Source organism: Leclercia sp. EC_58 (assembly GCF_019584355.1).
Taxonomy (GTDB): Bacteria; Pseudomonadota; Gammaproteobacteria; order Enterobacterales; family Enterobacteriaceae; genus Enterobacter.
Genome location: NZ_VDAM01000001.1, coordinates 2,593,858 through 2,612,017, shown reverse-complemented (window position 1 = coordinate 2,612,017; position 18,160 = coordinate 2,593,858). Strand labels below are relative to the sequence as shown.

Below are 18,160 nucleotides of genomic sequence, written 5' to 3'. Positions count from 1 at the left end.
CCCTTCCTTATACCGTCAGCACAACGCAGCTATCGGCTTCCCAGCACAGACGCACTTCGTCACCCCAGGTCGGTAACCCCTTGCGGTAGCGGAAGGTGTTCTGCAATTGCGCACTGATCATCTGCCCGCTCTTCAGGCGGACATGGTAGATGGAGAGATCGCCGAGGTAGGCGATATGCACCACTTCCCCCACGGCAAAGTTGTAGCCATCCGCGGGCGCATCTTCGCAGAGGGTGATTTTTTCCGGGCGCAGAGCCACGTAGACCGGCACGTTATCCACTACCGAGTTGTCCGCCGCCACTTTCAAGGGATGGATCAGCCCCGGTGAGTCAATCACCAGCCCGTCCTCTTCACGGCTTTTCAGCAGCCCTTCAAACACGTTCATGGAGCCGATAAATTCGGCGCTGTAGCGGGTGGTCGGATGCTCGTAAATCTCTTCCGGCTCGCCAATCTGCACGAACTTGCCGCGGTTCATGATGGCGATACGCCCGGCCATGGTCATCGCCTCTTCCTGGTCGTGGGTCACCATCACGCAGGTCACACCCACGCGCTCGAGAATATCCACCACCTCCAGCTGCATACGGTCGCGCAGTTTTTTATCCAGCGCCCCCATCGGCTCATCGAGCAGCAGCAGCTTTGGCCGCTTCGCCAGGCTGCGGGCCAGGGCCACGCGCTGACGCTGGCCGCCGGAGAGCTGGTGCGGCTTGCGCTTCGCAAACTCCTGCATATGCACCAGGCTCAGCATTTCGGCCACGCGGGCGGTGATTTCCGCTTTTGGCAGTTTGTCCTGCTTCAGGCCAAAGGCGATGTTCTGCTCCACGGTCATGTGCGGAAACAGGGCATAAGACTGGAACATCATATTGATCGGACGCTGATAAGGCGGCACCCGGGAGAGGTCAACGCCATCCAGCATAATCTGCCCGGCGCTGGGCTGTTCAAACCCGGCGAGCATGCGCAGCAAGGTCGATTTCCCGCAACCAGATGCGCCAAGCAGAGCAAAAATTTCACCTTTGTAGATAGTCAGGCTGACATCATCCACGGCATTCTGACCATCAAAGGATTTGGTCAGGTTACGGATTTCCAGCAGCGGGGTCAGCGCTTTACGGGTTTTCGCCTGCGGGCGGGGGATCGCGTCGTTCACGGGGTGCTCTCCGGCATCAATCAAAATGGTGCAGGCGCACCAGAACGGTGCGCCTGTTGCCGGGGGCGCTACGCTTGCCCGGCCTACGACGAACGGTTATTTACCGCTTTTCACTTTCGTCCACGCACGGGTACGGACGCGGTCAATTTTCGGCTCCTGCACGCTCAGGGTAAACATCTTGGCGCGCACCTCGGCCGGCGGGTAGATCCCCGGGTTATCACGCACTTCGGCGCTGACAAGCTTCGTGGCCTCTTTGTTGCCGTTGGCATAGAAGACATGGTCAGAAATGTGGGCGATAACTTCCGGACGCAGTAGATAGTTCAGGAACTGATAGGCTTCCTCTTTGTTTTTCGCATCGGCTGGCATCGCGAAGACGTCAAAGAAGGCCATTGCCCCCTCTTTCGGAATCGAATAGGCAATATTCACGCCGTTTTTCGCCTCTTTCGCGCGGTTCGCCGCCTGCCACACGTCCCCTGCCCAACCGATGGCTACGCAGATATCGCCGTTTGCCAGATCGTTGATGTACTGGGAGGAGTGGAAGTAACGGATATTTGGACGCAGCTTCAGCAGCAGATCGGTGGCCGGACCGGTGTAATCATCCGCTTTGGTGCTGTTGGGATCTTTGCCGAGATAGTTCAGGACGGTGGCAAAAATCTCTTCAGGCGCATCGAGGAACGACACGCCGCAGCTTTTCAGTTTTTCCAGGTTCTCTGGCTTCAGCACCAGATCCCAGCTGTTTACCGGCGCATCGGCACCCAACACCTGTTTCACTTTCTCGACGTTATAGCCAATGCCGGTGGTGGCCCACATGTACGGCATGGCGTATTTGTTGTCCGGATCGTGTTTAGCGATAAGCTTCAGCAGCTCAGGGTCGAGGTTTTTCCAGTCTGGCAGTTTGCTTTTATCCAGCGGCTGGAACACGCCCGCAGAGAGCTGACGTTCCAGGAAGCTGGCTGACGGTACGACCAGGTCAAAGCCGGTGCTGCCCGCCATCAGTTTGCCTTCCAGCACTTCATTAGAATCGAAGACGTCATAGACGACTTTAATCCCGGTCTCTTTTTCAAAATTCGCCACCGTATCCGGGGCGATATAATCAGACCAGTTGTAGATATGCAGCGTTTTTTGCTCTGCCGCCAGCGAGCCTGCAGAGACCGCCATCAGCGCGCCCGCAACCAGACCCGATAACCATTTTTTATTTAAAGCGATCATAGCGTTAATCCTTCTGAAAGCACGTTAACAAACGCACTAAAAATGAACACTCTTAGCCTATGCAAGAAACGTGCATAATTTATCACTCTGCCTGTCGCAGAAGATGTTACTCAGGTGGCTGTATCTGCTCGCGTTTAACAGCATCGCAAGAATAAACTGTAGCTTGTCTCCGTAGCTATAGCTCAGATTAAAAAACGCCTTTTAACAATTTTTTATGCAAGAAGTATCTATGTGATAAGCCGAATTGGCGGGATGGCGGTGAATAATTCTTTAAAGAAAGGTTAAAGTCAGCAGAAAAGCGGGTGTTATGCAGCCGCCACAACAGCGACTGCCTAAATGTCAGACAGGTTTAGTGCAGAAAATTGCCCGCAGATTCAGGCTGCTCAGCGCCCTCTTCAGCGTTATAGAGCAAATGATGGGCGCTAGCTTCCAGCATTACCATAGAGATCTGCTCTTCGCTCTGCTGGATAAACGCCGCGAACTGCGGGAAGGTCAGCCCAACGGACGCGGATAAAGACTGGCAAACCACCAGCTTTGGCAGATTATCATCCTGTATATCGAGAAATGCTTTCACCGTCAAAGAACTGGCATTGATGGCGGACAAATCCGATGCTAAGGCCAGCAGCGCCGAGGGTTTGACCTCCGCCAGCGCAGAGAAAAGAATAACGTCATTGATCAGATCGAGCTTGGCATCGAACACGCCGTCAAAGTTTTGCATGTGCGGCAGGTGCAGCGCCTGGCAGGTGTCGCATTCAAAAAAGCTGACGCCCATGTTGTCCAGCCAGTGGCGTAACGTATCAAGTGTCGGTACTACAAGTGAATCCATAACGGTGGAACCCCTTCAAAAAAATAGTGCCTGGCCCAGGCCACACGGCGCGGCAGGCCAGTTATCCGCCCGTTTTCAGGCAAAACTCCGGCGTGGCATGGCGTTCAATCCAGCCGATCATCTTCCCGGCGATATCAATCCCGGTGGTTTTCTCAATGCCTTCCAGCCCTGGCGAGGCGTTGACTTCCATCACCAGCGGCCCTCTGTCGGCGCGTAAGATATCGACCCCGGCAACGTCCAGCCCCAGCGTTCTGGCGGCCAGCAGGGCCATCTCCCGCTCGCGTGGGGTGATCTCCACTACCCGGGCCACGCCGCCCCGATGCAGGTTCGAGCGAAAATCGCCCTCTTTCGCCTGACGCTCGATGGCGGCGACCACTTCATCGCCCACCACCAGGCAGCGAATATCGCGCCCTTTCGCCTCTTTAATGTACTCCTGCACCAGAATGTGCGCGTTCAGGCCGCGAAACGCATCCACCACGCTCTCTGCCGCCTGGCGGGTTTCGGCCAGCACCACGCCAATGCCCTGGGTGCCTTCAACCAGTTTAACCACCAATGGCGCGCCGCCGACCATCTCGATCAGATCGTGGGTGTCGTCGGGCGAATGGGCAATACCGGTGATCGGCAGGTCGATCCCCTGGCGGGCCAGCAGTTGCAGGGAGCGTAGTTTGTCACGCGCCCGGGTGATCGCCACGGATTCATTCAGCGGATAACTGCCGAGCAGCTCAAACTGGCGCAGCGCGGCGGTGCCATAAAAGGTGATCGCTGAGCCAATGCGCGGAATTACCGCGTCAAAATGCGGCAGCTGGCGCCCTTTATAGTGAATAGAAGATGCCGCCGGGCTGATATTCATATAGCAGGACAGCGGATCGAGGATTTCCACCAGATGGCCGCGCTGCTGCGCCGCTTCACGCAGGCGTTTACACGACCAGAGCGTTCCATCCCGGGACAATATGGCAATTTTCACCCTGCACCTCTCAGACATGATCTGGTAAAAGCCTGCGTATCATACACGCAGGGAGGCGCAGGATGAATGACCTTATCGCGTCGCCCAGCCCTGTTTATGCAAATAGTCGAGAATAAACGGGCGGTTTTCCTTGATGATGGTGCGCCGGATATGGTCGCTCCAGGTGTCGCGGCGGTTATTGGTCGCGCGGCTGAGGTAGTAGTTCGCCAGCTCTTCGTCGTACTGCGCCAGCACCGCTTTATCGACCGGCTGGTAGTGGTTTTCATGCATCACCATCGCCGCAGGCAGGCGCGGCTTGACGTCCGGGTTATCCGCCGGCCAGCCGAGGCAGAGGCCAAACAGCGGCAGGACGTGCTTCGGCAGCTGCAGCAGCTCGGTCACCGCCTCAATGCTGTTGCGGATACCGCCAATGTAAACCCCGCCCAGACCCAGCGACTCCGCCGCCGTCATCGCGTTCTGCGCCAGCATCGCGGTATCCACCACGCCCAGCAGCAGCTGCTCGGCGAGGCCCAGCTGCGCCTCAGGGCAGATTTGCAGATGGCGGTTGAAGTCGGCGCAGAAGACCCAGAACTCCGCCGCCTCGGCCACGTGCTTCTGCCCGCCGGTGAGGGTCACCAGCTGTTCGCGCATCGCGGGATCGGTGATGCGGATAATGGAGCTGCACTGCAGGAAGCTGGAGCTGGAGGTACCCTGCGCACCGGCAAGAATGGCCTCACGCTGGGCATCGCTGATGGGTTGATCGGTAAAATGGCGAATGGAACGGTGGGAACGAAGCAGATCAATTACGGGCGTCATGCGGTCTCTCTGTACGGGCGTTAATGACAATATCGCCAGTATAGGCAAAGAAAAGGCGGCTGTAATTGGCGAAACATAGTCTGGAGATATCAATGTAACAGGCAGAACCTGCTTTTCATTACCGATAGTTATCGGCAATATAGCGTCATTCGCCGTCAGGCTTAGTTTCAGGAGAGAGAACATGTTTGCAGTAATTTTTGGACGTCCAGGCTGCCCTTACTGTGTGCGCGCAAAAGATCTGGCAGAAAAATTGACCGCTGAGCGTGATGATTTTAACTACCGCTACGTGGACATTCATGCCGAAGGCATCACCAAAGCCGATCTGGAAAAAACCGTCGGTAAGCCGGTTGAAACCGTACCGCAGATCTTCCTCGACCAGAACCACATTGGCGGCTTTACCGATTTTGAAGCCTATGCCAAAGCGAACCTCGGGCTGTTTGCTGCCCAGTAAGCCTTTCGCGCCCTCACTCTGAGGGCGTTTTTATTCTCGCCCGACGATTCTCCAGCGCCCGGCGCACGAACAGAAAGAACAGCGCCCCCAATGCACACCAGAAGACCCCACTTAACAGCCATGCCATCTCCTGCACGATGGTGCGCGACGGGATAAAGACCAGACGCATCACTACCAGACAGAGGGGCGCAGCGAGCATCGCACCGACCAGCGGCCGGATGACCTCTCCCCCACGGGAGACAAAACTGGCGGCAGCACCTGGCAAGGTGAAGAACAATAATCCCAGCTCAGGACGCCCGGCGGCAATAAATGCCCCTCTTACGTTGAACGTCAGGCAGATGCATACACCAGTAAAAAGTAAAAAACAGCAAGCCACCCCAAACCAGTTACGTTTAATATTCAAATCGTCCCCCTACAGCGTGGGCAAATTCATTTTTCGTCCACTGGACGCACAATCAGATGGTTTATATGGCATTCCATGCCTGAACGGCGCGTCGTTACGCAATCACGAGCAGATGTTGCTGTCTGTTATAAATAAAGTAATAGTTTGGTATTATTATTTGATATATATTATAGTGTGCGGCCGGGAGCCGCAGCGCTCCTCAACACCGGGAAAACAGTAGCCTAAATCATCTGTCCCTTCAACCACTTACTGGTAAACAAGAAGTTATCCTTCGTGAACATAAACGTCGCAGAATTGTTAAACGGGAATTACATCCTGCTATTATTTGTGGTACTGGCGCTGGGTCTGTGCCTGGGTAAATTACGCCTCGGATCAATCCAACTTGGTAATTCTATTGGCGTTTTAGTCGTCTCGTTATTATTAGGCCAGCAACATTTTAGTATTAACACGGATGCCCTTAATCTGGGCTTTATGCTGTTTATTTTTTGTGTAGGTGTTGAAGCCGGACCTAACTTTTTTTCAATTTTCTTCCGCGACGGTAAAAATTATCTGATGCTGGCGCTGGTGATGGTCGGCAGTGCCCTGCTGATTGCGTTAGGCTTAGGCAAACTGTTTGGCTGGGATATCGGCCTGACGGCGGGCATGCTGGCCGGCTCGATGACCTCCACGCCGGTGCTGGTTGGCGCGGGGGATACGTTGCGCCATCTGGGGCTGGATAACGCCCAGCTCTCTATGGCGCTGGATCACCTCAGCCTTGGCTATGCTCTGACCTACCTGATTGGTCTGGTAAGCCTGATCGTGGGCGCACGCTATCTGCCGAAGTTACAGCATCAGGATCTGCAGACCAGCGCCCAGCAAATCGCCCGCGAACGCGGTCTGGATACGGACAGCAAACGCAAAGTCTATCTCCCGGTGATCCGCGCCTACCGTGTCGGCCCGGAACTAGTGGCCTGGGCGGATGGTAAAAACCTGCGCGAGCTGGGCATTTATCGCCAGACCGGCTGCTATATCGAACGCATCCGCCGTAACGGCATTCTGGCGAACCCGGACGGCGACGCGGTACTGCAGATGGGGGACGATATCGCCCTGGTCGGCTACCCGGACGCCCACGCCCGTCTCGACCCCAGCTTCCGTAACGGCAAAGAGGTGTTCGACCGCGACCTGCTGGACATGCGCATCGTCACCGAAGAGATCGTGGTGAAAAACCACAACGCCGTGGGCCGCCGCCTGGGACAGCTTAAACTGACCGACCACGGCTGCTTCCTCAACCGGGTGATCCGCAGCCAGATTGAGATGCCTATCGACGACAACATCGTGCTGAACAAGGGCGATGTGTTGCAGGTGAGCGGCGACACGCGCCGCGTGAAGACCGTTGCGGACCGCATCGGCTTTATCTCCATTCACAGCCAGGTGACCGACCTGCTCGCCTTCTGCGCCTTCTTTATCGTCGGCCTGATGATTGGGATGATCACCTTCCAGTTCAGCAATTTCAGCTTTGGCATCGGCAACGCCGCCGGCCTGCTGTTTGCCGGGATCATGCTCGGCTTCCTGCGCGCCAACCATCCCACCTTCGGCTATATCCCCCAGGGCGCGCTGAACATGGTGAAAGAGTTTGGCCTGATGGTGTTCATGGCGGGCGTCGGCTTAAGCGCAGGCAGCGGCATTGGCCACAGCCTGGGCGCGGTAGGCTGGCAGATGCTGGTGGCCGGGTTGATCGTCAGCCTAGTGCCGGTGGTGATCTGTTTCCTGTTCGGTGCCTACGTGCTGCGCATGAACCGCGCTATGCTGTTTGGCGCCATGATGGGGGCGCGTACCTGCGCTCCGGCGATGGAAATCATCAGCGATACCGCGCGCAGCAACATTCCGGCGCTGGGCTACGCGGGCACCTATGCCATCGCTAACGTATTGTTAACCCTCGCGGGGACGCTAATCATCATCATCTGGCCGGGTCTGGGATAAAAAATTTTTGCGCAATGACGAAAAAATTTTCGCTATGCGCAGAACTTTTCTGCCAGACGTCAGTCATAACTATTGCCACTGCTTTTCTTTGATGTCCCCAATTTGTGGAGCCCATCAACCCCGCCGTTTTGGTTCAAGGTTGATGGGTTTTTTGTTGCCTGCTATATTATCCCCTTGAAACCAATAAGTTACAGTCATTCATCAAGCCAATTGGCGACAAAGTGGCGACAGCTTTTTGCGCTGTTTACCTAAGGGAAAATTATTGTGTCATCTCAAAATCAATCCAGGTACTCTTCAATAGCTTTCTATGTACCGGAAGAGATTAAACAATTTTTTATTGATGAGTGCTCAAAAGTTGGCCTCGAAGCAAAAAACGTTCAGTGCTTTTCGGCAAACCCAAGCATCAAAGATTATCTCAGTATAGTTTTTGAGCGCGGACAAAAGTATGCACCTCAGGTATTGAAGGTCTTGAACATGTTACAAAGAAAAAGCAGTATAAAGATCGAAGTTGCCGCGGACAGAAAGGTTATTAGCTTAAGCGGAGTTTCCACTGAAGATGCTCTTAAACTAATCCAAGCTGCCGATGCAATCAAAATAACAGATGTCGAATCTGTGAAAACTTCTGAATCGGATTCAAAGCCGAAAAAATAAATCAAAAAAACAGATAGTTAACTAAAAAATTCAGCGCCTATTTTGTCTTTAGCCACGAAACTTAAGGTTGAAACCGATATGACAATAAGACATCAAACCGAACCTTCTTAGTTGATAGTTCTCAAAAATTAATATCTTTATTTAACATTTTTAACATGGGTGCTCTTATGTTTATTAAAAACACATATTTCGCCAGCATTGAAAATTTTTTAAATTATTTCCTTCCGTGGGATAACTATGGTTTAAACCATGGTAATTACATTTACCGAGGCCATTCAAAAACTTCTTACAAACTTATCCCGAATGTATTAAGACCAGAAAACAGAGATTCTCTTTTGCATTTTTACCATGACCGTCCGGAAGAAAAAGATAAACTTAAAACGCAATTATACGCTGAAATTAATATTATAAATTCATTTTTTAAAATTGCAGATCGGCGTGGTTTGAAATTACCAGTCTCTCATATTTTGAGAAAAGGCCAAATCGACCACTCATGGATACTGAGCATAGCTAACAATAATGGTGTTTGGCTTCCAGATGACCTCCATGAAATTGCTGCACTCGCCCAACACTACGGTATCCCAACCAGATTTCTTGACTGGAGTCATGATCCATTTGTAGCAATATATTTTGCACTAGAAAACGCAACCGCTGAGTCTGATATTCATATTTGGAAATTTGACACTGAAAAAGTAAGACTTATGAGTATGTTTAATAATGAACTCAAACTATTGAAGTTTATTACACCACCCTATTATGACAATCCCAACCTCAATGCCCAGCAGGGTTTATTTACGCACTTTGAAACTATTCTTTCTTCCGACTCACTTTCTGTAAGGGATAAAGCCAAAGTCGATAGACGCCCATTAGATGAACGTATTTACAATTCAATCGACGATGAATTTAAACAAGAACAATTTTTCGAATGTATAACCCTTGAAAAAGGCTGTGCCGGGAGGGCTTTAAAATATCTTAAAGACTTTGGCTATGGCCCATCCAGAATATACCCCGGTTATAAAGGGGTTGCTGATGAAGCAAAGAGAATGCATTTCCTTGATGCAAGACTGACTGGATTATAAGATAGCCTAATTTTTATCATATCCATACCACTACAAGGCCTATATCGTTACTTTATTTTTCAGTTTCTAAAAAGCCTTGTAGTGCTTGCGGAGCTTGCACGGTCTAGCTTTCTGTTAAATGAGTTAATATCGCCCAAGATCCAAACATGCTTCCCCCCGCTGACAAAATACTATAAATACCTATAAAAATCATATTCTTAATTATGTTACCCGATCTTTATCTGGTATCTATAACTGAAAAAAACTGAAATTCTTTTCAATGTTTTCAGTTCTGGTTCTCCGCGAAGCCGCCAGCGGTGGCGCGCTCTGGCGGCCTGGTTTGTAGAAAAATAAAACTGAAAAATTTCTGCGATCCAAAAACCGCAGGCGGGTGCGGTGTAGTGCCGTTTTTGTCTGCGACACGTTTATTTTGTGGCTGCGCCGCTGCGCCAGCGCTACAGCGTGCCTTTGATCGTTTTGGGGTGTTACGTGCGGGTGGGTTGTCTGCTGATGCGCTCAGGGCGCGTTCTGGTGCGTCTGGTGAGAGGGCGTAAAAAAGCCCGCGCAATGGCGGGCAAAAGGTGCATTCACTCAGGCAATTATCTGTTCATACTTTGCTCGCGTTACGCCTGCCTTGCTGGCCGTTTCCGTAAAGGCACTGGCCTGGTTTGGCGCACCTGTTCCCGGGTGCGTATGCCCGGCGCACTGCTGCGCCAGTTCTGCCAGCAGATCGATGGTATCCAGCAGCATGGTCAGGGTGTTGGTGCTCCCGGTGCCGATATGCACCGTATCGCCGATAATCTGCTGACCTGCAGCCACGCTCTTTCTCAGGGCAGCAATCTTCTCTGTCAGCGCGCCGCCCGACTCAATATCAATATTTCCGGCCACCTTGCTGGAATGCCGGCCTTCAACATCCATTTCAGCATCGCCTTTGATGCTGGCCAGATAGTTCCCGCCTGCAGCCATCGCATAATCGCCCGTGCTGATACGCTGGATCACTCCGGCCATCAGCGTGGCCGTGCCGATCACCGTTGTTTTATCCGTGGCCTTAATGGTCGTTTCCCGCGTTACCAGTTCACGGGTTTCCGTATCGGCGGTAACGGTACGCGCCATCGACGTTTCACGGATAGTCTGATCGGTCTGCCGCTCCCAGTCTCCGCCCTGGGTAACGCGCTGCGATACACCATCACGTTGCTGCTGCAGCTGCTCGCCCGGCTTCACGTCCGGCAGGCTCGTCCCTTCCGGCATGGTCTGGCGTACAAACGGCTTATCCGGGCGTCCGCCCGTAAAACCGACTTCAACCAGCGTGCCTTCCGGTGGAAACTGAAACATACCCGAATCATTCCCGGCCATCGGAACCGGCAGCGGCACGGCAGAGTAAACCGGGGTTGTGCTGTCCGGGTTGCCGTCTGCGTCAAGCAGCTGTACATCCACCGCATAACGTGGGCGATAGGGATCTGCAAAATTCCCGCTGGAAACGGGCTCACTGGCTGCGACCACCCGCGCCATCTTCGGCACATGCAGGCCGCTGGCCAGCTCCGGGTAATGGCTTTCAATCTGCCGCTGCATCGGTGTTTTTTGCAGTGGTTTCCCCGTGGCTTTGTTACGCGGCGTCCAGGTGATCGCCATTGTGTCATTGGTCAGCGCAACCCGTGTCAGGCGTTCGCCGTTCACCTCCACACCTGGGCGCAGGGACTGGATCAGCGGCAGCGTCATCGTATTGCCGCCCGCTGCGCCCTGGCTGAACTCGTGGGGGATTTCAACCGGACGCCCGGCGAACAGCGCCGCCTCTGCGCCGCCTGCGTACATCGACCCGTCAGGCAACTGATACCAGACATAATCGTTAATACCGAACGCTTTACCCAGATTGCTCAGCAGCTGGAAGCCCGTACCTGAATGGGTGAAATGCGGGATCGGCGTCCTGCTGTAGCTGGCATCAGGGACGGACACAGTGATGCCGCTGTTTTCCGTCAGCCAGGCAGCGACGTCGCGCAGCGTCGGGTGCTGAAAGGAACATGGCCACGCCCTGTCAAAGACGCCTGCCAGCTCCCGCACAAACAGACGCATAAACCCTTTTTCAGCGGGCTGCGCACGCTCAACGTATCCGGTAAACCAGCGCAGCAGCTGACCGGAATAGCCTACATCAAGGCGCACCATCTTCCCGGTGTAGTTCTGCTCGGTCTGGGCAGTAATAAAGCCCCGGCCGCAGCTGTTCAGCTCCAGCACCAGATTCACATCGGCTATATGGGTTTCGTCAGTGGACAAATACAGGCGTTTAACTGGTTTCACTCATCACTCCAGGGCATCGTTTACGGGTTTCAGCACCTTGCGTTCAAACCACGTCATTTTTTCGTCTGATTCACCCGCGCTTGCGGCTCCAGAATCACCTGTGCCAGCGCCAGCACCCTGCGCTTTACTGTTTGCGCGGGAGGTTGCAGCTGCTTCTTTTTTCTCTGCCACGCTCAGGAACTCGGTCAGGGTAAACGTGACAAGCCAGGACATGCGCCCTTCCTGCTGTGGTGCATCAATCGTCCCGGAAAACGAGGCTTCACGCAGATTGACTGCCCGGGCAACGTTATTTGCCACCCGGTACACGGTGCGCGCGCCACCTGATCCCGTGGCGTTGGCCAGCTGAAACAGGCGCGTAAGAATGGCAATATCCTTAAACGGGATTTCACCGGACACACGCAGCTCCTTGCCTTTTGCGCCTTCTTCTGATTTGGCCGTGGACGATGTACCGCCCGACTGGTCTTTATCCGGGAACTGCTGGGAAACGGTGACCCGCATATTTTTAAGCCGGATGGATTCGCCGTTAAGCGCCAGTGTGATCGCGGTCATGGATCATCCCCCTGATGCTGCTGAGATCGGAACCGGTCAGCATGATGGCAGCGGTGTAGATTGACGACACCGCCGGGATATCAGTGAGCAGTTCCCGCACCATCCCGGTACCGCTTCCGGTTGATGTGAACACCCAGGCGCTGGCACTCTTACCCGCCAGCTCCCCCGCCGCCTCCGCAATTTCTGACAGCAGCCCGGCACGCTGCGCCATAAAATCTGCCAGGCTTGCTTTCAGGCCGGAAAGACTCATCGAACCGGGTGCAGCTGCGCTGGCCACTGCCGCCGCGCTGCTCATGATTCGCGTTGTCTGTACGGAAAGCGGAACTGCTAATGGCAGGCCGTTCGGGACTTTCGCCGGTATCTGCATTTTTACCGTGGCCAGTTCCGCCGCCGAACGTGCCAGACGCGACACCTGGGTAAAAGCCGGCACAGGGAAAACAGCCGTCAGCGGATCGAGATTTGCCATAAATTCTTCATGGGTCTGCCCGGTCACCATGAGGATCACCACTTCTGTGTTATCCGTCAGGCTGGCCATCTTTTCAGCAAGCCAGGTCACGGCGTTTGCCGGGCTAAGGTATACGCCGTTTTCCGTTTTCTGTCCCAGCCCGTAAACCCACGGATGAGCGGCAGAGATTGAGCACGCCAGCTCTGATACATCAGGATTTAACGCAATTGTGGCTCTTTTCCACATCATCACGCCCCTTCCTGAATAAGTGGTTTGTAACCCTCCAGCCGCTCTTCCAGATTGCTGATGCGCTGGGAAAGACCACGCATTACAAAACGGTCAAAATCCTGGTCGCGAAGTTGCCATAAGGAGCCAGCATGACGCACATGCTGCAATTCGCCAGTTTCAACCAGTTCGCCTTCTTCATTGACCCGGGTCACAGCCTTATATTCATCGCCCCACTGGTCAAAACCAATAAAGCCATACTGATGCCAGTCCAGCCCCTCTTCTTCAAGCACGCGCAGCACTTCCTGTACTGTTGTTCCGGCATGAAGTCGTTTTGCCTCATCATCCAGCCATGTCCAGAACCCGAACATTTTTGCCAGCTTCATGGCGGCGTTCAGTTCCTGCGGGGTAAACTCCCGAACCGGATCTTTTAACCGTGCATCAGAGGTTGATTGCGTGCCACCTGCAAAAAACCCCACATTGAAGCGGTTAGCCGCACGCCCGACGTTGGCAAAAGCATCAGAACCAGCATAAAACCCGGAGTCACCACTGCGAAAATGGAAAGCCTCCGTGTAAGACCCATTTCCCGCCGTATCATGAAGGATGATCAGATCATCCCCGCCCGTTGTAGTGGCAATCTTTGCACTTTTCCCGGTGTTGTAATTCAGCAGCCGCAACTCTGTTGCGACAACCGGACCGCCGTAAATGTCATTCCCGTTGACAGCAATGCCACCCTCCCGGATATTCACGTCTGAACTGGTATTGCCGGAGATACTGGAGCCCGTGTAAACCGCTTTTGACCCCTGGCTGATACGGATACCATTTGTGCCGTTCGCTGTGATGGTGCAGGTATTCATCCTGGACACCGCCCCCACCTGCAGATCAATGCCATAAGTTCCGTTGCCAACCAGGGCCGAGTTGTCGATATACCCGATAGCTCCGTAAACCAGCAAGACACCGCATCCGAGGTTCCCGGTCATCACGCCGCCTGTCATCTGCGCGAAGCCACCTGCAGCACCGTTGACGCCGTTCGTCTTGTTGTAGCTGCAGCGGCCAGTGTCAAACGCAATCACCCCGTTCTGAGTGGCACTGATGCCGCTGGCTCCATTACCCACTGCGCAGGAAATATTGGACGCATAGACATCACCGCCCAGATCGGCAATAACGCCATCAAGATAGTTGCCGTTCGCAGAAATCTGCTTTGCCCTGATTCCCGACGCTGTGGAGGCATAAAAACCGCGGCGTTTGTTGTTGCAGGAGCAAAGATAGTCACCCCATACACGGCCACCCAGCTCTGTAACAACTCCCTGCTGATCAAAGCCATTGATCCCGACATATTTGCCACAGCTCACGCTCCCCCCGCTGATTCCCTGCGGATTGACACTGTCGGCTTTGCCGTTACTGGTTACGGTATTCGAACCCACGGTAATGCCATGCGTTCCTTTCTCCGTACTGCTCACGCTCAGTGCCAGCCAGTATTCATCGGAGTTACCTTCCAGAGCGATGTTGGCCAGATTCCCAACTACTGAAGCAGGGACGACAAGTCCGTCACAGTTTTCAAAGCGCAGCGTTGATTTCAGAACGCGGCTACCACTGCCAAAAATCGTATTCGCCGGAAATGCAGCCAGCCAGCAGGTGTTACGCACCGTGATGGTTCCACTACCGATGGCGGTAATGCGCCACGCTCCACGATGCACATCGCAGGCACCTGTGCCGCTGGCCTGATTAGTGTGGAGGTAATCCCCCACAGCAATGCCTGCCGTACTGTTCACTGAAAGCGTAACCAGATAGTTACCAGCATTTCCGCTGACACTCACCTGACCCGTGATGTTTACATCAATGCTGTCCTGACCAATAAGTGAAAGATTTTCACCGCCCGCCACCTGCACAAGAACCGGCTCTCTAAGCGTGGCTTTTCCTGTTGGCAGTTTGATCGTCAGCTTCCCACGCAATTCGGCGCGCGACAGGAGCCTGAGCACGGCCGGAACCTGCGCAAGCGTTGGCGTGGCGGTGAAGTCACCGGGCGGCACGATCACAGTACCTGTGGTCGCCGCCAGCGCGCTGATGATTGCAGCAGCCACATCGCCGTTAACCAGATAATCACTGATACTCACCAGCTCAAGCAATTTGCCAGGTGCTTTTTCCAGGCCGATGCTCTCCAGCACACCTGCCACGTCATCTTTGGACAGGATACCCCGGACAAACTGAGTCAGTGGCGTCAGCGCAGGAAGGTCTTTCCCGGTGAAATAAAGGATGGTATCGGCTTTTGTATCCATACCCGACAAAGCCGAAAGCAGTGGTGAGCGCGGCTGGGTTTTTCGTTCAGCTTCACTGCCCACCGGGCGCAGGTCTTTCACAGAGCCGTCAGCCATAATTTCCGCAATAGCGTACACATGGTGGGCTGCGTCATTTTCCACGTAATCATTCAGCTCTGCCGCAACGGTCAGCCTGGTTTGCGCCGCCCATACGCTGGTCATTGTTCCCTGCCAGCTCACATCCACCCAGATTTTTGACGGGACGTTGCTGACGGTCATATCCTGATTAAAAAGCAATTCTGCACGCAAACCCGCAATATAAGCTGTGCCCTTTTCTACTGCGTATTTTGTGCCATTTTTACTGACCTTAAAGCCATCCCCCAGGAAAGAGGCTGCTCCATATAAATCAATATTTTCGATGCGCGCACGCTCATCAACACCGTTAAGACGCGCTGTAAAGTCAATCTGCCAGGTATCAGCAGGCGTGGTGATTTGCGTCTGGGTCGATGCCCCGTTGTATTCCATCAGGAAAGAGCGCGTCAGTACGTTGCCCTGTTGGCCGGAGGCAGTTTTAATTTTCTTCTGCGACGGGGCGTGCACAATCATGGCCACCACGCCGCTGGCTTTATTGAGCAGACCCACCCAGTTAAATTCGAAGTCGCCCACGTCCGCGCCCAGCACCACTGAATACACCACGGCGTTGCTGTTCACCATGCCCGTTTTGCTGACGGCCTGGCGATGCACGATTTGTTCTGCAGGTGGCAGGCCTTCGGAACGGTCAATGGGATCGGTAATATTCAGGTTCGGCACGCTGGCAAAAACGAACTCATCAAGCGTAACCACGCCGCCGTTGGCTGCTTCCTGCGCTTTCAGTGCCTCAAAGGCCTGGGTGATAACGGTCTGACTCATAAAAGCACCTATAATTTTGCGCCAAAGACGGCGTTATTTTCGTTTTGTGATACAGCGGGAAATGTTATGTATTCCCCGTATTCCCGGTCAGCGCCGGACACAGGTTCGCGGGCGCTGTAACAAATCAGCTCCCCCTCATCCCACCCGGCATTAATAAACAGTTTCAGAACCGTCATTACCTCGTACTGGTAACGACGGCAGGTACGCCCGTACTGGCGAATAATCTGGATCATCAGCTCTGAGTTCGCCGCCAGCTGACTGTCTGAAACGCGCACGGTGATGATGTCCCAGTCAATGCCGGGCTGGCGTTCCAGCAGTTCCACATAACCGATCCCGAGGCGCTCGAAAATGGCAATAAACCCGGCAACCGACCCGGCATCACGGGCATTCACAAAGGCATAAGCCACGCGCTTACGAAACAGGCTCAGCGGCTCATTCTTGAATCGGGAAATATCCCGATCCCAGGCCATCAGGTTCAGCAGCGACTCATTACAGGTCAGCGGATCAAACTGGTTAACAGGCCATGTAATCCAGCCATACACCTGCGCCCAGAATCGCCGGGCAGCGGCAAGCAGCTTTTTCGGCTCCCCGTCATTCATCCAGAATGGCAGCGCCAGTGACGCCAGCTTTTTCAGAAAATCAGGCATCTTTCAGCTCCACGGTCAGATCGGACAGGCGCGGGACATTCAGATCGCTGACGATATCGGTCAGCGAAAATGCCAGGGAGTCGATCACAGCGTAGGCTTTGTGCAGTTCCCGCCCGAGGTTTGAAAATGAAAACCGGTCATACGGCCAGGTGCGCTTCACATCAAAATCACTGTTTTCCCGGAACGCGCTGCGGATCAGGTTTTCAACGCCGGATTGCAGGGCGGTGTACTCATCCACGGCCAGATTCGCCAGGTTCTCAACGTACACGGTCACATTCAGCTGATGCAGGGTTTCCGGCAGGGGAAAACACTGCATATCATCGCCATGTCCGTGGTGGCCCTGCCCGGTGATGTGGTCATTCACCGCGTCAATAAACGGCTGCGAGATAACGCCCGTATCCAGCAACAGATAAGCGTTTGCCGTACCCGGCCCCCGCGGCGCGTCATGCTCAAAATAAATGCGGTCAATACTCAGCCCGGCCACGCTGGCAATCATTGAGCGGTAAACAGCATCGGTGTGGTAATTACCCACCAGGTTGAACTGGTTCCGGCAGCGTTCGCGCAGCTCGTCATCGCTCTCTTCATCCGCGCCCGGTGTGGTCAGCCAGTCATCCTCATTGACCACCCGGCTGATGCCCGCCACGGCCACAGGCAAAATACGGTAATAGCCCGGCGCAAGGTTCCAGGCGCCGCCCGTGGCGGAAGCAGTTACCGGGATCAGTGCGCTGCCCGTGTCGGCGGTGATGGTGAAATCCGCCGTGGTCGCCAGCTCGTACACCACCCCGTTAATGCGCTCAGTCTGGATAAGCGTTCCCGCTTTCACCGTGACCACCGCGCGCGCATCTGTTTTGTAAAAGCGAATAACACCCTGGGCGGCAACGGCGGGTTTCGGCGTCACGTTCACCGCCCATGCCAGCAGGCGCAGCAGCTGGCCGGATGCCGTGGCCACGAACATATTCGCCAGCACCGTGGATACCAGGGCGTCTTTCAGCCAAAGAACGGGTGTGGTCACGATGGCAGTGATCAGCCGCCAGAAGGGCGACATGCGGGAGGTATTAGTAATCAGCCCTTCTTCTGCCGCGATGGCGTTGAACTGCGTGCGCAGTTCCTCCGCCGTGGTCGGCATCCCGCTTTTTTTCACCACTTCGTTAAAATCAACTTCCGGCTTCGTTGTCATAATTCCGCCCTAACCGATACCGAACCAAAATCCCATGTGCCTGCGGTGATCCACAGGCGCTTCGCGCTTTCCTCTGTGATCACCACCGTTCCCGGGTAATGCTGCCAACTTACTGATTTAGTGTATGATGGTGATTTTAAGGTGCTTGCGTGGCTTCCATTTCCATCAGATGTCCTTCCTGCTCCGCTACTGAAGGCGTGGTGCGTA

Annotated in this window: 17 protein-coding genes and 1 pseudogene; 4 read left to right on the top strand and 14 right to left on the bottom strand. The window is 54.2% G+C overall.

Annotated features, from left to right (window positions below; translation table 11 throughout):
• Window positions 1-7: 7 nt before the first annotated feature.
• The 5 genes from potG to nfsA form a co-directional block, all read right to left on the bottom strand.
• On the bottom strand, window positions 8-1,141 hold the full coding sequence (potG, locus tag FHC51_RS12785) for a putrescine ABC transporter ATP-binding subunit PotG (protein WP_220435702.1): 1,134 nt from the start codon (window positions 1,139-1,141) through the stop codon (window positions 8-10).
• A 96-nt stretch (window positions 1,142-1,237) separates the two neighbouring features.
• Window positions 1,238-2,350: a spermidine/putrescine ABC transporter substrate-binding protein PotF gene (gene potF / locus FHC51_RS12780; protein ID WP_103178859.1), complete on the bottom strand. Its 1,113-nt coding sequence runs from the start codon at window positions 2,348-2,350 to the stop codon at window positions 1,238-1,240.
• Between the two features lie 349 nt (window positions 2,351-2,699).
• The gene (locus tag FHC51_RS12775) at window positions 2,700-3,176 is read right to left on the bottom strand and encodes a YbjN domain-containing protein (RefSeq protein WP_103178858.1); all 477 of its coding nucleotides are present in this window, start codon (window positions 3,174-3,176) and stop codon (window positions 2,700-2,702) included.
• Window positions 3,177-3,237: 61 nt separating this feature from the next.
• A complete protein-coding gene (rimK, locus tag FHC51_RS12770) occupies window positions 3,238-4,140 on the bottom strand; it encodes a 30S ribosomal protein S6--L-glutamate ligase (protein WP_103823438.1) in 903 nt (300 codons plus the stop codon).
• 72 nt (window positions 4,141-4,212) lie between these two features.
• A complete protein-coding gene (nfsA, locus tag FHC51_RS12765) occupies window positions 4,213-4,935 on the bottom strand; it encodes an oxygen-insensitive NADPH nitroreductase (protein ID WP_103178856.1) in 723 nt (240 codons plus the stop codon).
• Between the two features lie 181 nt (window positions 4,936-5,116).
• Here nfsA and FHC51_RS12760 point away from each other — a divergent pair, with 181 nt between their 5' ends.
• Window positions 5,117-5,386: a GrxA family glutaredoxin gene (locus FHC51_RS12760; RefSeq protein WP_103823439.1), complete on the top strand. Its 270-nt coding sequence runs from the start codon at window positions 5,117-5,119 to the stop codon at window positions 5,384-5,386.
• A 13-nt stretch (window positions 5,387-5,399) separates the two neighbouring features.
• Here the strand turns inward: FHC51_RS12760 and FHC51_RS12755 are convergent, their stop codons facing one another.
• The gene (locus tag FHC51_RS12755; RefSeq protein ID WP_103823440.1) at window positions 5,400-5,789 is read right to left on the bottom strand and encodes an inner membrane protein YbjM; all 390 of its coding nucleotides are present in this window, start codon (window positions 5,787-5,789) and stop codon (window positions 5,400-5,402) included.
• 273 nt (window positions 5,790-6,062) lie between these two features.
• Here FHC51_RS12755 and FHC51_RS12750 point away from each other — a divergent pair, with 273 nt between their 5' ends.
• From FHC51_RS12750 to FHC51_RS12740, 3 genes are all read left to right on the top strand, one after another.
• Complete coding sequence (locus tag FHC51_RS12750) at window positions 6,063-7,748, top strand: aspartate:alanine antiporter (protein WP_103178853.1); 1,686 nt, start codon at window positions 6,063-6,065, stop codon at window positions 7,746-7,748.
• A 264-nt stretch (window positions 7,749-8,012) separates the two neighbouring features.
• Window positions 8,013-8,399, top strand: a complete 387-nt coding sequence (locus tag FHC51_RS12745; RefSeq protein WP_220435701.1) for a hypothetical protein — start codon at window positions 8,013-8,015, stop codon at window positions 8,397-8,399.
• A 167-nt stretch (window positions 8,400-8,566) separates the two neighbouring features.
• Window positions 8,567-9,478 carry an FRG domain-containing protein gene (locus tag FHC51_RS12740; RefSeq protein WP_220435700.1) on the top strand — a complete coding sequence of 304 codons (912 nt, stop codon included), beginning with the start codon at window positions 8,567-8,569 and terminating at the stop codon, window positions 9,476-9,478.
• A 570-nt stretch (window positions 9,479-10,048) separates the two neighbouring features.
• On the opposite strand, the gene FHC51_RS12735 is transcribed toward FHC51_RS12740, so the two are convergent.
• The 8 genes and pseudogenes from FHC51_RS12735 to FHC51_RS12705 all read right to left on the bottom strand — a co-directional run.
• Window positions 10,049-11,746 carry a hypothetical protein gene (locus FHC51_RS12735; protein ID WP_220435699.1) on the bottom strand — a complete coding sequence of 566 codons (1,698 nt, stop codon included), beginning with the start codon at window positions 11,744-11,746 and terminating at the stop codon, window positions 10,049-10,051.
• Between the two features lie 3 nt (window positions 11,747-11,749).
• Window positions 11,750-12,295 carry a hypothetical protein gene (locus FHC51_RS12730; protein ID WP_220435698.1) on the bottom strand — a complete coding sequence of 182 codons (546 nt, stop codon included), beginning with the start codon at window positions 12,293-12,295 and terminating at the stop codon, window positions 11,750-11,752.
• Window positions 12,270-12,986, bottom strand: coding sequence for a hypothetical protein (locus FHC51_RS12725; RefSeq protein WP_220436688.1), 717 nt, complete (start codon window positions 12,984-12,986; stop codon window positions 12,270-12,272). The genes FHC51_RS12730 and FHC51_RS12725 overlap by 26 nt, the downstream gene beginning before the upstream one ends.
• Before the next feature lie 2 nt (window positions 12,987-12,988).
• Window positions 12,989-13,822, bottom strand: coding sequence for a tail fiber domain-containing protein (locus FHC51_RS23240; protein ID WP_375373822.1), 834 nt, complete (start codon window positions 13,820-13,822; stop codon window positions 12,989-12,991).
• 1,458 nt (window positions 13,823-15,280) lie between these two features.
• Window positions 15,281-16,129, bottom strand: a pseudogene (locus FHC51_RS22940) (phage tail protein); the annotation flags it as partial.
• Between the two features lie 8 nt (window positions 16,130-16,137).
• Complete coding sequence (locus FHC51_RS12715; protein ID WP_220435696.1) at window positions 16,138-16,776, bottom strand: phage tail protein; 639 nt, start codon at window positions 16,774-16,776, stop codon at window positions 16,138-16,140.
• Complete coding sequence (locus FHC51_RS12710) at window positions 16,769-17,953, bottom strand: baseplate J/gp47 family protein (protein WP_220435695.1); 1,185 nt, start codon at window positions 17,951-17,953, stop codon at window positions 16,769-16,771. Before FHC51_RS12710 ends, FHC51_RS12715 begins: the two co-directional genes overlap by 8 nt.
• The coding region (locus FHC51_RS12705; RefSeq protein ID WP_220435694.1) for a DUF2590 family protein at window positions 17,950-18,160 on the bottom strand (211 nt) is incomplete at its 5' end. The genes FHC51_RS12705 and FHC51_RS12710, both read right to left, overlap by 4 nt.